General features: G+C 58.1%; 12 protein-coding genes. 8 read left to right on the forward strand and 4 right to left on the reverse strand.

Features of this window, described 5'->3' with window-relative positions:
• Positions 1–152: 152 nt before the first annotated feature.
• Both I6L35_RS00550 and I6L35_RS00555 read left to right on the forward strand, forming a co-directional pair.
• Complete coding sequence (locus tag I6L35_RS00550) at positions 153–1,706, forward strand: diguanylate cyclase (protein WP_005343946.1); 1,554 nt, start codon at positions 153–155, stop codon at positions 1,704–1,706.
• 34 nt (positions 1,707–1,740) lie between these two features.
• The gene (locus I6L35_RS00555; RefSeq protein WP_216979267.1) at positions 1,741–2,610 is read left to right on the forward strand and encodes a patatin-like phospholipase family protein; all 870 of its coding nucleotides are present in this window, start codon (positions 1,741–1,743) and stop codon (positions 2,608–2,610) included.
• Positions 2,611–2,679: 69 nt separating this feature from the next.
• Here I6L35_RS00555 and I6L35_RS00560 read toward each other — a convergent pair whose 3' ends face one another.
• Both I6L35_RS00560 and I6L35_RS00565 read right to left on the reverse strand, forming a co-directional pair.
• The gene (locus I6L35_RS00560) at positions 2,680–4,041 is read right to left on the reverse strand and encodes a sodium-dependent transporter (protein WP_216979268.1); all 1,362 of its coding nucleotides are present in this window, start codon (positions 4,039–4,041) and stop codon (positions 2,680–2,682) included.
• Between the two features lie 200 nt (positions 4,042–4,241).
• Positions 4,242–4,508 (reverse strand): DNA-binding transcriptional regulator, encoded by a 267-nt coding sequence (locus I6L35_RS00565; RefSeq protein WP_005343938.1) that lies wholly within the window; start codon positions 4,506–4,508, stop codon positions 4,242–4,244.
• A 258-nt stretch (positions 4,509–4,766) separates the two neighbouring features.
• On the opposite strand from I6L35_RS00565, the gene I6L35_RS00570 reads away from it, so the two are divergent.
• The 4 genes from I6L35_RS00570 (at position 4,767) to I6L35_RS00585 (ending at position 9,263) form a co-directional block, all read left to right on the forward strand.
• On the forward strand, positions 4,767–5,363 hold the full coding sequence (locus tag I6L35_RS00570) for a hypothetical protein (RefSeq protein ID WP_216979269.1): 597 nt from the start codon (positions 4,767–4,769) through the stop codon (positions 5,361–5,363).
• 308 nt (positions 5,364–5,671) lie between these two features.
• Positions 5,672–6,691, forward strand: a complete 1,020-nt coding sequence (ompA, locus tag I6L35_RS00575; RefSeq protein WP_041234103.1) for a porin OmpA — start codon at positions 5,672–5,674, stop codon at positions 6,689–6,691.
• Between the two features lie 307 nt (positions 6,692–6,998).
• Complete coding sequence (ompA, locus tag I6L35_RS00580; protein WP_216979270.1) at positions 6,999–7,997, forward strand: porin OmpA; 999 nt, start codon at positions 6,999–7,001, stop codon at positions 7,995–7,997.
• A 228-nt stretch (positions 7,998–8,225) separates the two neighbouring features.
• Complete coding sequence (locus I6L35_RS00585; protein ID WP_216979271.1) at positions 8,226–9,263, forward strand: OmpA family protein; 1,038 nt, start codon at positions 8,226–8,228, stop codon at positions 9,261–9,263.
• Positions 9,264–9,355: 92 nt separating this feature from the next.
• On the opposite strand, the gene I6L35_RS00590 is transcribed toward I6L35_RS00585, so the two are convergent.
• Entirely contained in the window at positions 9,356–11,050 is a 1,695-nt protein-coding gene (locus tag I6L35_RS00590; protein ID WP_216951826.1) for an NAD-dependent malic enzyme, read from the reverse strand.
• 69 nt (positions 11,051–11,119) lie between these two features.
• Positions 11,120–11,977 carry an AraC family transcriptional regulator gene (locus tag I6L35_RS00595; protein WP_216979272.1) on the reverse strand — a complete coding sequence of 286 codons (858 nt, stop codon included), beginning with the start codon at positions 11,975–11,977 and terminating at the stop codon, positions 11,120–11,122.
• A gap of 120 nt (positions 11,978–12,097) precedes the next feature.
• Between I6L35_RS00595 and I6L35_RS00600 the strand changes: the two genes are divergently transcribed.
• Positions 12,098–13,477, forward strand: coding sequence for an MATE family efflux transporter (locus I6L35_RS00600; RefSeq protein ID WP_216979273.1), 1,380 nt, complete (start codon positions 12,098–12,100; stop codon positions 13,475–13,477).
• A 123-nt stretch (positions 13,478–13,600) separates the two neighbouring features.
• On the forward strand, positions 13,601–13,849 hold the full coding sequence (locus I6L35_RS00605) for a YciN family protein (protein ID WP_005338382.1): 249 nt from the start codon (positions 13,601–13,603) through the stop codon (positions 13,847–13,849).
• Positions 13,850–13,882: the final 33 nt, after the last annotated feature.

Here is a 13,882-nt window from a genome sequence, read left to right on the forward strand (position 1 = left end):
ATTTTAGCCCCAGACTATGCCGTGACTATGTATAAATGTGACAAAACGTAACCGGAGCGTGGCAAGATCAGCGCGCTGTGCAGGATTCTGGTCATTTTCACCGCGCTTCGCTTACACTAACGCCCTTTCTTCGCCAATTCAGATGACTCTCGATGCCCAATGTGTTCGATCTTCGCCGCCTTGCGCACCTGACCTGGCTACTGCTGACTCTGGCCATACTGCTGGTCGGAGTGACCCTGCAGCACAGTCTGAAACAGATAGAGAATCTTTATCAGAGCGATACCCTCAACAGTGCTATTTATCTACGAGAGCAGTTCCGACAGAGCGAAATTTTTCTGGAAGCGATGCGCGGGCAGGCCGAAGAGCGGCTGCGCAGCGACCCTCACTCCGTGCTGACCCGCCAGCTTTATCGCCATATTCAACAACTTCCGGGCAAGGGGCTCGCGCTCGACAACATTCCTGCCGACCTGCCCAAAGGTTTGGTGGGCAATCTCACTGGTACCGGTCCGCTACCACCACCGGGCAGCGAGCGGGAAGCTCGCATTCACTTGGCACTGAGTCTGTCACCGCTTCTCTCCACCGCCAGCCAACGCCTGGGGGAAGAGATCGCCTGGGTCTACTTTACCGGTGTGGATAACTTTATCTATCTCTACCCCTGGCAGCCCTCCAGCAGGTTTCATTTCTACCCGAGTATCTACCAAAAACGCTTTTGGCAAGACACTCTGACCAGCAGCAACCCGGACAAGAAAACCGTCCTCTCACGCCCTTATGATGACTTTATTGGCCGCGGCCCCATGGTCACCATGTCCCAGCCACTCTACAAAGAGGGGACGCTGGTAGGGATGATCAGTATGGATGTGCTGCTCGCACGTCTGCAGCAACAACTCGACAAGCTGACCCCGGAGCTGGGGCAGTATCTGCTGCTCAATCAGTACCATCAGGTGTTGGCCAGCAGTGCGCACGAGCTCGTACCGCCACCAGAACCGTTGTCAACCGGCCAATACCTTTGGCGACAGGGGGCATGGCAGCTAACGCTGGCTATCCCCGATACCCCTTTGCGGCTGGTACACCAGGTGAGGCTGCTGCCGCTGTTCCGGGCAATACTCTGCCAGTCTGCGCCAACTCTTCTGGCTATTGCGTTTCTGCTGCTGGCCGCACTTGCCAACCTGAAAGCTCGCCGTCTCAACCAACGACTCAACTACCTCTCCTGCCACGATGCCCTTACCGGTACCTTCAATCGCCACTATCTGGAGCAACTGAAACAAGGAGGCGAGCTGGCACAACTGCGGGCAGGGATACTGATGTTCGATGCCGACCACTTCAAGCGAGTCAACGATCATTTCGGCCATGCCGTGGGTGATATGGTGCTGATCAGGCTGGTGCAGCTTTGCCAACAGCAACTTGGCCAGCAAGACCGCTTGCTCCGCTGGGGTGGAGAAGAGTTTTTGCTGCTGGTTGCCAACAGCGATGAGGTGCGGATAGAGGAGCTGGCAGAACAGCTGCGAGAAGCCGTAGCCGAACACAACTGGGAGGCCATCGTGCCCGGATTAAAGGTTACGATCAGCCTAGGGTATCTCCCTTATCAGCCAGATATTCCTCTGCACGAAGCGGTGCGGCGCGCCGATGTGGCGCTCTATCAGGCCAAGGCCAATGGACGCAACCGCAGTGAGCGATGGTGGGGTGACGCATCCCGACTCTCGGAGTAAGCTGGTCGCTCAAACCCCTTTTTGGAGGAAAGTCGTGCCACGTAAACCCCGCGTAGGACTCGCTCTCGGGAGCGGCGCCGCCAGAGGATGGGCCCATATCGGCGTCATCCGCGCCCTTGAACGTCTCGGCATCAAACCGGATTTGATCGCTGGCTGCTCCATCGGCAGCTTTGTCGGTGCCGCCTATGCCGCTGGTGAACTGGATCGGCTGGAAACCTGGGTGCGCGGCTTTACCCGCCTGCAGGTGGTCAGCCTGCTCGACCCGGCCCTCTCCGGCGGTCTGTTTCGCGGCGAAAAGGTGTTTGGTCTTGCGGCCAGCCATCTAGGGGACCCCGATCTCGAGAACCTGCCCATCCCCTTCGCCTGCATCGCCACCGAGCTCGATACAGGCCGCGAGATCTGGCTGCAACAGGGCCCGCTGCGCCAGTCGGTGCGCGCCTCCTGCGGCATGCCGGGGATCCTCACCCCGACCCGGATCAACGACCGCTGGCTGGTCGATGGCGCTGTGGTCAATCCGGTGCCCATCTCGCTGGCCCGTGCCATGGGGGCCGAGGTGGTGATTGCGGTCAACCTCAACACCGACATGCATCAGCCCTGGACCGACGAGCCGGATCAACCCGGCAGCGGCGGACTGCTCAGCCAGTGGCTCAACCGCGGTGAATCCGCGCCAGCCACCCCGGGTCTGTGGAGCGTGATGAGTGGCTCCATCAACATAATGCAGGAGCGCATCACCCGCGCCCGGATGGCCGGTGATCCGCCGGAGATCCAGCTCTGCCCACGGCTTGGCAGCTTCTCCATCATGGATTTTCATCGCGCCAGCGATGCCATCAACGAGGGGGAAGCCTGTGTCGAGCGCAACCTCGATCAGCTCAAGGATGAACTGGGCCGCCTTGGATTACTGTGATCCCCACGCCCATCGCACCAACAAAAAGAGCGCCTTGTGGCGCTCTTTTGCTATGGCAAAACCTTCGATTTAGAACAGCCCAAGCCCCTTGAGCATCACGATCAGGATCAGCAGCGGTGATACGTAGCGGATGATAAAAAACAGTGGCTTGAGGATGGGCAGAACCAGCTCGCCGCCATTGGTCAGAGCATCGCGCATCTTCTCCTCGCCCCATACCCAGCCAACAAACAGGCAGAGGAAGATACCGCCAAGCGGCATCAGGATGTTGGAGGATAGGTAGTCGAACAGATCGAAGAAGGTCTTGCCCGCAATCTGCACATCCGCCATGGCACTGTTGGAGAGCGCACAGGTAGACCCCACCGCACCCAGCACCAGCAGGTTGATCAGGGTCGCCTTGGCGCGGCTCATCTTGAAGCGCTCGGAAAGCACCGAAACCGGCACTTCCAGAATAGAGAGCATGGCACCGGTGGCCGCGATGGCCGACAGCACGAAGAAGAGCACCATGAAAACATGGCCAAACGGAATGCTGGCAAAGACCGCCGGAATGGTGATGAACAGCAGAGCAGGACCGGCGGTCGGCTCGAACCCGAAGGCAAACACCGCCGGGAAGATGGCGATACCGGCCAGCATGGAGACAAACAGGTCGGCACACATAACCCGGAACGCGGTGACCGGAATGTTCTGGTCATCACGGAAGTAGCTGCCGTAAGTCATCATGCAGCCCATGCCGATGGAGAGCTTGAAGAAGGCAAGTCCCATGGCGGTCAGCACCACGGCGCCGGTGATCTTGGAAAAATCGGGTGAGAAGAGGAAAGAAAGACCTTCGCTCGCTCCCGGCAGCGTCAGACTGCGGATACCGATCACCAGCAGCAGGATAAAGAGTACCGGCATCAGCTTTTTGGTGACAGCTTCGATCCCCTTGGAGACCCCCATCAGCAGGATGCCGCCCATCAAGGCCAGTACCAGCCACTGCCACAGCAGGCTCTGCAGCGGGTTGCTGATCAGCGAGCCAAACGCAGCGCCGGTCACTTTGGGATCAGTGGAGAGAATTGAGCCATCGATCGCCTTGAAGATATAGGCAAACACCCAGGCCGCGACTTCCGAGTAGAAAGACATGATCAGGAAAGCCGCCAGCACCCCCATTACCGCAATCAGCCACCAGGGTTGCCCTTTCGGAGCGAGCTTGTTCAGGGTAGTGACCGCATCGGTTTTGCTTTTGCGGCCCAGCATGATCTCGGAGATCATCACCGGCAGACCGACCAGCAGGGTCGCAATCACATAGACCAGCAGAAAGCCGGCACCACCGTTTTCACCGGTCAGATAGGGGAATTTCCAGATATTGCCGAGGCCGACGGCTGAACCAAGAGTAGCGGCAAGGACACCGAATTTACTGGTAAAGCCATCGCGGACCTTGGGGGGGGGTTGACTCATGCTTGTCTCACTTATTTCGCATCATGCGAGATGAACCGGGTTTTTAGGGTCGGAATTTTCTGAAGTTTATGGCGGTTTGCCAAGATGTTTTGAGCAAAAGCCCTAGATAGAGCACAGATAAGAAAAAAGTGGGGCTCAGGGCTCTTATTGGCGAGCAAAAAAATACCGCCCGAAGGCGGCATTTCTATTCATATCGATGATCAGCCCTTGGCGAGGTCATCCGGTCCGATCTGGCCGATTTCTGCGACTTTTTTGTCCGCCAACAGCCAGAGGGTAAACTTGTGCAGATCCGGGTGGTGAGCAAGGGCAACCAGGAAGGCGCCACCCACTTCACGATAACCCAGCTCATAGTTTTTCAGGGTTGTGGGGGGAACACCGAGCAAATCTGCAAACTTCGGACGGCTCAGACCGACCGCTTCACGGATCTGACGGATCTTCTTGCCAACAGTGACGATATTTGAATTCATAATGTTCCATACTCCGTTTGACGGATTAAATCCGTCTTTATTTTTCGCGACGACTCGTAGTCAAGTGTATCAGTTTTGGTCGGACTCGTTATGGTCGAGCCTCTATCTTTATGAGCGCCTTTCGGCGACAACCCTTATCTTCAACGGGGGATGGTAATCGCTCAGCTGTCTCAGGTAAACAGTCTCGAAAAGAAACCTTTATTGTTGCCACCAGAATAACTCGTATAATCCGCCAGCTACCCATTAAGAGGAATAAGTATGGCGTTTCCCGGCATTATCTCTCGCCTGCACCCGGTTTCTGACCCAGCCCAATTGCAACAACAGCTCACTCAAGGCGCACAATATCGCGCCGAAGCATTCTGGCTTCCGGCCTTGATGCCAAGCCACGTCAGCGAGCTGCTGGCCGCCCTGCCGGAGAGTTGCAGCCTGTTTCTTGAACAGGAGTCGCAGAACCTGTCTTTGCGCAGCCACGATGGCACCCTGCATAACAATGAAGAACTCATCACGGTAAATGGCCAGTCTATTGCTCTGGCAACCACCCCGGGTGATGGTGGTCTGGTAGCCGAATCGGGCATGTGCGAGATGACCGACTGGCTGGAGGCGGGACACCGCCATTTCATCTGTTCAGCTGCGGTTCAGCCTGTGGCACGGGCCATACTCAACATCTGGCCCCTGGATCCCTATCTGGCCCGCCACTACCTGATGACGTTTACTCCCCTGCTTAAAAGTGCAACGGAAGCAGAGTACCTTGAGGTGTTTACTGCCAGAGCACATCCTGCCAACCCGCACTCCGACTGGGTTCAGGCCTATATGAAGCTGGAAAAGAAACTGCACAGGGCCTATCTGGATCACTAATTAATCTGGATAAACAGCCAGTTAAGGTCACGACACAATTTGCCATAAGGCTCATTTGTGAGCTTGATCATGTTTTAAAATCGGCATAGAGTGCGCCTCGTCATCGGAATGACATCAGTTGCCTGGCAGCGGTTTATCACGCTTTGCGTGCCATGCCAGTGCACTCGACACACCAGGAGAGTGTGCAACCCGGTTATACCGGGTCATCTGCCAGACTCGACGCCAGCCGTACGGCGGAGCCTGCAGCTTACATAAATTACAAAGTGTGAAGCACGTGAATAACGTGCGATCTCAACGAGGATTTTTTTATGATGAAAATGGCTCCTTCCATGATCGCCATCGCCATGGCTGCTCTGGGTGCTACCGCTGCTCACGCCGCTGACGACATCTACTTCGGTGCCGGTGTCGGTGCTACTCACTTCAACGGCCTGAACAAGCTGGAAAGCACCAATGTAGGCCAGGAAGACGCAGCTGCTGCCAACGCCTTCATGGGTTACAACTTCACCGAGAACTTCGGTACCGAACTGGGCTACCAGTACACTGGTCGTGGTAACACCGACGGCAACCGTTACGAGAGCCAGGGTGCCACCCTGTCCGGTATCGCCCGTCTGCCGGTTGGCAACGACTTCTCCCTGTTCGCTGAAGGCGGCGCCTACTGGGGTCACACCGATGGTCTGGGCACCAGCGACACTAAAGTTTCCCCGCTGGCCGGTGCTGGTGTGACTTACAAGGTAAATGACGCGCTGGATCTGCAAGCTCGCTACCGCTACATGTGGGACGTGGCTGACCTGCACGCCAACGGTGAGCGTTACAAAGCCAACCAGAGCATCGCTACTCTGGAAGCGGTATACCACCCGTTCCGTACTTCCTACGTAGCTCCGGTAGCTGCTCCGGTTGTTGAAGAAGCCCCTGCTCCTGCTCCGCAAGTGGTAGAGAAGAACTTCGCCCTGAACTCAGACGTGCTGTTTGCCTTCGGCAAAGATACCCTGAAGCCGGAAGGCGTTGCAGCCCTGAACGGTCTGTATCAGCAAATCGTTGAGTTCCAGCCGAAAGATGGCAACGCTGTTGTAGTTGGTTACACCGACCGTATCGGTTCTGACGCTTACAACCAGAAGCTGTCTGAAGCCCGTGCCCGCACCGTTGCCAACTTCCTGGTGAGCAAAGGTATGGCTGCCAGCAAAGTTGCCATCGAAGGTCGTGGCGAAGCTAACCCGGTTACCGGCACCAAGTGCAACGGCGTAACCGCTAAAGCTCAGCTGATCTCCTGCCTGGCTCCGGATCGTCGCGTAGAAGTTCGCGTATCCGGCGTACAAGAAGTTCAGCAATAATCTGACCTCGTTCAGATAGTGCGAAAAAAAGGGATGCTGCGGCATCCCTTTTTGTTTGTATAGTTCTCGCTTGCATCCCTCACTCCCACCTCCCTGCCCTTGCCTGCCCCGTCTCGAAAGCATAAAGTAGTTGCGCCTGTAAGGTATTGGATAAGCACTAAAAAGCGCTTCTTGTCCGGTCTGTTGTCCATGACGCCAATGCATCATGAGAGTCCAAAGCCTTCGCTATCCACTTTGCTGGCGATTTTTCGCAGCAATAAAAACAAGTGCATTGCCCGACATGGGCTAACACAACGAGGATAAACCGATGAAACTCAAAATGGCTCCTACCCTGATTGCACTGGCGCTGGCCGCCGCAGGCACCACAGCTCAGGCTGCCGATGACTGGTACACCGGTGTTGGTGCAGGTTGGGCTTATGCCCACGGTCTGGATGATTTTGGCAAAGACACTGACAAAGATGCCACTGCGCTGAGCCTGTTCGGCGGTTACAACTTCAACGACTACTACGCAGCTGAACTGGGCTACCTCTACGCCGGCAAAGCGGGCGTTGACGGTGCCGATTTCAAAACCCAGGGTGCCACCCTCTCCGGTATCGCCCGCCTGCCGCTGGGCGATATCTTCTCGGTGTTTGCTGAAGGTGGTGCCTACTTCAATCACGTCAACGGCAATGGCAACAGCGACAACGGCACTGCGCCGCTGGCGGGCCTGGGTCTGACTGCCAAGCTCTCCGACCTTATCGATGTGCAGGCTCGCTACCGCTATCTGTGGAATCTGGGTGACGAGCAGAAAACCTGGGAGAGCGACATGAGCGTCGCGACCCTGGAGCTGGTGATGCACCCGAACCGCACCTCTTATGTTGCCCCGGTTGCCGCCCCTGCGCCTGAGCCGGTTCCCGAGCCGGTACTGGTCGACAAGAACTTCGCCCTGAGCTCTGACGTGCTGTTTGCCTTTGGCAAATCCACCCTCAAGCCAGAAGGTGTCGCAGCGCTCAACACCCTGTATCAGCAGATCGTTGATGTTCAGCCGAAAGATGGCAGCGCCGTGGTCGTCGGTTACACCGACCGTATCGGCTCTGACGCCTACAACCTGAAACTCTCCGAAGCGCGTGCCCGTACCGTAGCCGACTTCCTGGTTGGCAAAGGTCTGCCGGCTGGCAAAGTTGCTATCGAAGGTCGCGGTGAAGCCAATCCGGTCACCGGCACCCAGTGCAACAGCGTCAAGGGCAAGGCTCAGCTGATCTCCTGCCTGGCGCCGGATCGCCGTGTAGAAGTACGCGTCACCGGCGTACAGGAAGTCAAACAGTAATCCTGCAGTCCGACATAACGAGGAGGCCACCTGGCCTCCTTTTTCTTGACGCTCATTTCGCCTACCTTTTAGCTCTCCTTTGCCCCCTTCCTCTTCCTGCCTCGCGCCATTGTTCACGGCGTGCCCCCATACCTCTTTGGTGGTTAAAAACAGCCCGTCACCTATACATAAGTGTGGGGTTTGACCAGCAGGCAACCCCACTACACCAAACATCGACGAGGATACGCGATGAACATAAGAGTAAAACCTGTGTGGATTGCACTGGCATTGGCGAGCACAGGCGCACAAGCAGAGCCGGTTCACGACTGGTATGCCGGGGTAGGCGGTGGCTGGGCTATTGCCCACAATCTGAATGATTTCAGCCAGGATGTCAGCAAGGATGCGACTGCGCTCTCCCTGTTTGGCGGCTACAACTTCACGGAGAACCTGGGCGCCGAAATTGGTTACCTCTCCACAGGTGACTGGGATATCAGCGGCCATGACTTCAACAGCAAGGGAGCTACCCTGTCTGTGATTGGTCGTTTGCCGCTCAGCGAGATGTTCTCGGTGTTTGCCGAGGGTGGTGGCTATATCTATCACGTTGAATCGATCAATGGCGGGGACGACAACCTGGCACCGCTGGCAGGCCTGGGAGTGACGGCCCGGCTCCATGACTGGGTCGATCTCCAGGCCAGGTATCGTTATCTGGTAAGGGTCGGCGATGATCCTGACAATGACAAGGCAAACAGCGGCACCCAGCGCTGGGTCAGCGACATCAGCACAGCAACCCTGGAAGTAGTGATCCATCCCAATCGCAGCCAGCCGACAGAGCCGGCTCCCACGCCCGCACCGGTCGTGGTCCCCCCGCCACCGGCCGAACCGGAGATGGTAGATCAGACCTTCAACCTCAGTTCCGATGTGTTGTTCGCCTTTGGCAAAGCGGACCTCAAACCGGAGGGGATGAGCGCGCTGGACGCTCTCTACCAGCAGATCGTCGATGTACAACCCAAGGATGGCAGTGCCGTCGTGATGGGATATACCGACCGTATCGGCTCGGATGCCAGCAATCAGAGGTTGTCAGAAGCTCGGGCCCAAACCGTTGCCGACTTTCTGATCAACAAAGGGCTGCCTGCCGACAAGGTAAGCATTCAGGGCAATGGCGAGAGCAATCCGGTCACCGGCAACCAGTGTGACGACATCAAAGCCAGAACCGCCCTCATAGACTGCCTTGGGCCGGATCGCCGGGTCGAGGTGCGCGTCACCGGCGTACAGGGCGCCAGCGAGTAGTTGATCTTGAGGCGATAACCATGTCAGACGTGCAGTAAAAAGGGATGCTTTCGCATCCCTTTTGCTTTGCCGTGGCATTCCCTTCTCCCCAATCAGAAGGAGGTGCGGCGGTAGCGGCGATACTCCGGATGCCAGAAGTTGGCTTCGATGGCCTGATCGATCACCTCGTCCGGGGTCTGCACCGCCTTGCCCTGCAGCATGGCGGTCTTGGCCACCATCTTGGCGATGTAGCGGGAGACCTGATGGATATCCGCCAGGTCCGGCAGCAGGGAGCCCTCCTCCCCTTTCACCAGCGGCGAGCACTCCGCCAGCGCGCGGCTGGCCGACATCAACATGGCGTCAGTCACCCGGGTGGCGCCGGAGGCGATGACGCCAAGGCCGATCCCCGGGAAGATGAAGGAGTTGTTACACTGGGCGATGACGTAGCGCTTGCCCTTGTACTCCACCGGTGCAAACGGACTGCCGGTGGCCACCAGCGCCTGACCGTCGGTCCAGCGGATGAGGTCTGCCGGCGTCGCCTCGACCCGGGAGGTGGGGTTGGAAAGCGGGAAGATGATGGGACGGGCACAGTGCTTGTGCATGGTCTTGACCACCTCTTCGGTAAACAGCCCCGGCTGGCCGGAGACCCCGATCAGGATGTCCGGGCGACCATGCTCCATCACCTCCAGCAGGGAGATATTGTCCCCCACCGGCCAGTCTTTGATCCGCTCCACCGGTTGGGAGAGACGGCGCTGGAAGTCGAGCTGGTTGGGGATCTTGTCGGTGATAAGACCAAAGCGGTCCACCATAAAGACACGGCTGCGGGCCTGGGCATCGGTCAGCCCCTCGGCCTTCATCTGTGCCACGATCTGCTCGGCGATACCGCAACCGGCGCTGCCCGCACCGAGGAAGGCAACCCGCTTCTCGGAGAGCTTGGCACCGGAGGCTTTGCAGGCGGCGATCAGGCTGCCCAGGGTCACGGCAGCCGTACCCTGAATGTCGTCGTTGAAGCAGCAGAGCTCGTTCTTGTAGCGGTTGAGCAGTGGCATGGCGTTGTTCTGGGCGAAATCCTCAAACTGCAGCAGGATATCGGGCCAGCGGCGCTTGACCGCCTGAATGAAGGCATCGACAAACTCGGCGTACTCATCTCCCGAGATACGCGGATTGCGCCACCCCATATAGAAGGGGTCATTGAGCAGTTGCTGGTTGTTGGTGCCGACATCCAGCACCACCGGCAGGCAGTAGGCGGGCGAGATACCGCCACAGGCGGTGTAGAGGGAGAGCTTGCCGATGGGAATGCCCATGCCGCCGATACCCTGGTCACCCAGACCCAGGATCCGCTCGCCATCGGTCACCACGATCACCTTGACGTTCTGCTTGGTGGCGTTTTGCAGCATGTCATCGATCCTGTCCTTGTCCGGATAGGAGATAAACAGGCCACGGGCGCGGCGATAGATGTTGGAAAACTCTTCGCACGCCTTGCCCACCGTCGGGGTGTAGATGATGGGCAGCATCTCGGTCAGGTGGTTGTGCAGCAGACGGTAGAAGAGCGTCTCGTTGGTATCCTGGATGTTGCGCAGATAGATGTGCTTGTCCATGTCGTTGCCAAACGCCATGAACTGGCGATAGGCGCGCTCGGCCTGCTCTTCGATGGTCTCGATATTCTGGGGCAACAGACCTTCGAGGTTGAAGTTGCTGCGCTCTTCGCTGGTGAAGGCGCTGCCCTTGTTGAGCAAAGGGGTCTCCAGCAGGGCGGGACCGGCGTAGGGAATGTAGAGAGGACGTTTCTGGTTATTATCTTCAAACATGGATCTTGGTACCTAAACGGTTAGCTAGACGCAGGGACCCGCCGATCCTAGGGGCTTGTCTCATTAATTTCAAAGAGTTTGCACATCCGCTGCAAAAGGTTTGCGACCCAGTCGACGAAAGGCGCCGGGGGTCTGACCAGTCAGACGACGAAATCGGTTGGCAAAGTTGGCCCCATCGCTGTAACCGACCCGGGCCGCCAGCTCGCCAAGTGGCCAGTTGGTATAGAGCAGCAGCTGGCGCGCCTTGTTCATTCTGAGCTCGGTCACCCTCGCCATCGGCCCCATACCGAACGCTTGCTGGCAGAGGCGATGCAGATGGGGCACCGAGCAGGCCATTTGCCGGGCCAGCAGGGCGACACTCCAGGGTTCGTCCAGGCGCGCCTCCACCCGGCGAAACAGTGCCTGCAACCTGAGTTCAGGGGTACCGCGCACCTCCCCTTGCAGGGTGCGCTCCAGCAGCGCCAGCAACAGGCTGAGCAGTTGAGGTTGCAGCGAAGAGCGAACCCCCTCCCCCTGCATCAGGCTGAGCAGATGATAGAGCTGATCGCCGCCATCCCCTTGCCAGATACGGTGACCCAGGCGATGCAGGTGCTGCCAGCGCGGCACGTCATCGAGCAAAATCCAGCTGATCTGCCAGTTTTCGCCAATCAGCTTGAGACCGCCGGGTACGGCGGCGGGCAGGAAAATCAGCGACCCGGACGGAATGGCTTGCTCCCCCTCGTCGGTGAGCAGCGCCCCCCCCTCATCGTGACTCACCATCAGGATGTGAAACTCGGGGCGATTGCGGCGGATCAGGTAGTGATCCCGCACCCGGGAGAGGCCGGTCAGGAAGATCCCTGCCTCGCCGAGCAGCGGCAGCCCTTCACGTCCCAACATCTGCTCTTCACAGGCTGGCGCTATCTCCAGACACTCTCTGGCAAATGGCATAACACCTCAAAAGGATAGTTTTACACAAGAAAATCGAGATCTACTCACAGTGGTAACTGCTCTACACCCCCTTATCATAACCATGACAACCCTTGCTTTTCTCATACCCGGTTAACAACTATGAATTATTGGCAAGCGATTTTAAAACAAACCACCGATCGCGAGTTCATGACCCGATTGTGGCGACTGGCCCTGCCCGTCTCGCTGCAATCCATGATGTTCTCCCTGCTCGGCCTCATCGATATCATGATGGTGAGCCAGCTTGGTACCACAGCTGTGGCGGCGGTCGGCTTGGGTAACCGGGTCTTCTTCTTCAATCTGCTGGTGATAGCGGGCCTCGCGGGCGGGGTCTCGGTATTGGCAGCACAATACTTCGGGCGCGGGGAGATGGCCGGGGTACGCCGCTCCCTGGCGCTGGCCATAGTGGGCGCCTTGCTGGTCACCCTGCCCTTTGCCTTCATCTATGTGTTATCACCGGGCAGCGTGCTCGGCTTTGCCAGTCAGGATCCGGCGCTGCGGGCACTGGCGGATCAATTCTTGATGATCACCGGCGCCACCATCCTCTGTACCGCCATCGTGGTGCCGCTGGAATCAGCCCTGCGCTCGGTGGGCAATGCCGCCGCGCCGACCCGGATCGGCATTATCGCCATCATCGCCAACGTCATCCTCAACTACGCCCTCATCTTCGGTCACTTCGGCTTCGAGGCAATGGGGGTGGCCGGTTCGGCCTGGGGCACCACCATTTCCCGGCTGCTGCAGACAGCCCTGCTGCTGCTCTACGTAAAGCGTTATGAAGCGCGCCTGATCCCGCGCGCACCAGACTGGCTGGCCGCCTTCAAGCGCAAGGAGGTGGTGCGCTTTACCCTGATCGCCCTACCGCTGCTGTTCCACGACGGCCTCTGGGCCTTCGGCATGCTGATTTACGGCTTTCTCTATGCCCATCTTGGCACCGATTCGCTGGCCATCATGACCACACTCGGCACCCTGGAGAGCATCCTTATCTCCCTCTTCTTCGGACTGGCGGTGGCCTGCTCAACTCTGCTCGGTCACCGGCTTGGCGCCGAAGAGTACGAGGTCGCCTGGCAGCACTCCCAGCTCTTCCTGCTGCTCGCCCCCATCGGCGCCCTGCTGGTGGGGATCTCCGTCTGGCTGCTGCAGACCAACCTGCTGCAGTGGGTCGGCAACCTGCCTCCCGAGCTGATGGCCGAGGCGGGTCAGGTGCTCGGCATCATGTGCTTTGGCATGCTGCTCAAGGTGTTCAACATGGTGGGGATCATCGGGGTGCTGCGCTCGGGCGGCGACGTTAACTACACCATCTTCATCGACATTGTCGGCATGTGGTGTATCGGCTTGCCGCTGGCGTGGGTGGCGGTCTCTCTGCTCGGCTGGCCCCTCTCCTGGGTAGTAGCGGTGGTGCTGCTGGAGGAGATCAGCAAGATGGTGCTGGTGCAGCGTCGCATTCGCCAGCGCCGCTGGCTGAAGAATCTGGTGATGGGCTAATACGCGACAAAGCGGGGTCATATCAATGACAGAAAATCCCCGTTTGCAGTATGCTAGCCTCCTCTTCAATCAGAGGCAGGGATCCACGATTTCCCTGTCCAGTAGTCGTTTAAGGAGACGAGCATGCAACCACAGAAAGAGCTGATCACCGAGACGGCCCTGCTTGAGATGGCCAACAAGATCATCAAAGAGCATGAAGACTTCATCCACGGTATGCGCGCCGATTCGGTGGAGCAGAAGGGGGATATTCTGGTGTTCAAGGGGGAGTATTTCCTGGCCGAAGACGGCACCCCGACCGGCAAGACCATGGCAGTCTTCAACATGTTCAAGCTGCTGGCCCAGCAGCTCTCCGGCAAGTACAAGCTGGCCTGATCTCGCCAGCTCATTGCCAACAGGATGCCGCCC

This window comes from Aeromonas sp. FDAARGOS 1405 (genome assembly GCF_019048265.1).
In the GTDB taxonomy this organism is placed as follows: domain Bacteria; phylum Pseudomonadota; class Gammaproteobacteria; order Enterobacterales; family Aeromonadaceae; genus Aeromonas; species Aeromonas veronii_A.

Excerpts from the sequence above, each read along its gene's own strand:
- I6L35_RS00550 (WP_005343946.1), top strand. The coding sequence starts at position 153 with ATGCCCAATGTGTTCGATCTTCGCCGCCTTGCGCACCTGACCTGGCTA.
- I6L35_RS00560 (WP_216979268.1), bottom strand. The coding sequence starts at position 4,041 with ATGAGTCAACCCCCCCCCAAGGTCCGCGATGGCTTTACCAGTAAATTC.
- I6L35_RS00565 (WP_005343938.1), bottom strand. The coding sequence starts at position 4,508 with ATGAATTCAAATATCGTCACTGTTGGCAAGAAGATCCGTCAGATCCGT.
- I6L35_RS00570 (WP_216979269.1), top strand. The coding sequence starts at position 4,767 with ATGGCGTTTCCCGGCATTATCTCTCGCCTGCACCCGGTTTCTGACCCA.
- ompA (WP_041234103.1), top strand. The coding sequence starts at position 5,672 with ATGATGAAAATGGCTCCTTCCATGATCGCCATCGCCATGGCTGCTCTG.
- ompA (WP_216979270.1), top strand. The coding sequence starts at position 6,999 with ATGAAACTCAAAATGGCTCCTACCCTGATTGCACTGGCGCTGGCCGCC.
- I6L35_RS00585 (WP_216979271.1), top strand. The coding sequence starts at position 8,226 with ATGAACATAAGAGTAAAACCTGTGTGGATTGCACTGGCATTGGCGAGC.
- I6L35_RS00590 (WP_216951826.1), bottom strand. The coding sequence starts at position 11,050 with ATGTTTGAAGATAATAACCAGAAACGTCCTCTCTACATTCCCTACGCC.
- I6L35_RS00595 (WP_216979272.1), bottom strand. The coding sequence starts at position 11,977 with ATGCCATTTGCCAGAGAGTGTCTGGAGATAGCGCCAGCCTGTGAAGAG.
- I6L35_RS00600 (WP_216979273.1), top strand. The coding sequence starts at position 12,098 with ATGAATTATTGGCAAGCGATTTTAAAACAAACCACCGATCGCGAGTTC.
- I6L35_RS00605 (WP_005338382.1), top strand. The coding sequence starts at position 13,601 with ATGCAACCACAGAAAGAGCTGATCACCGAGACGGCCCTGCTTGAGATG.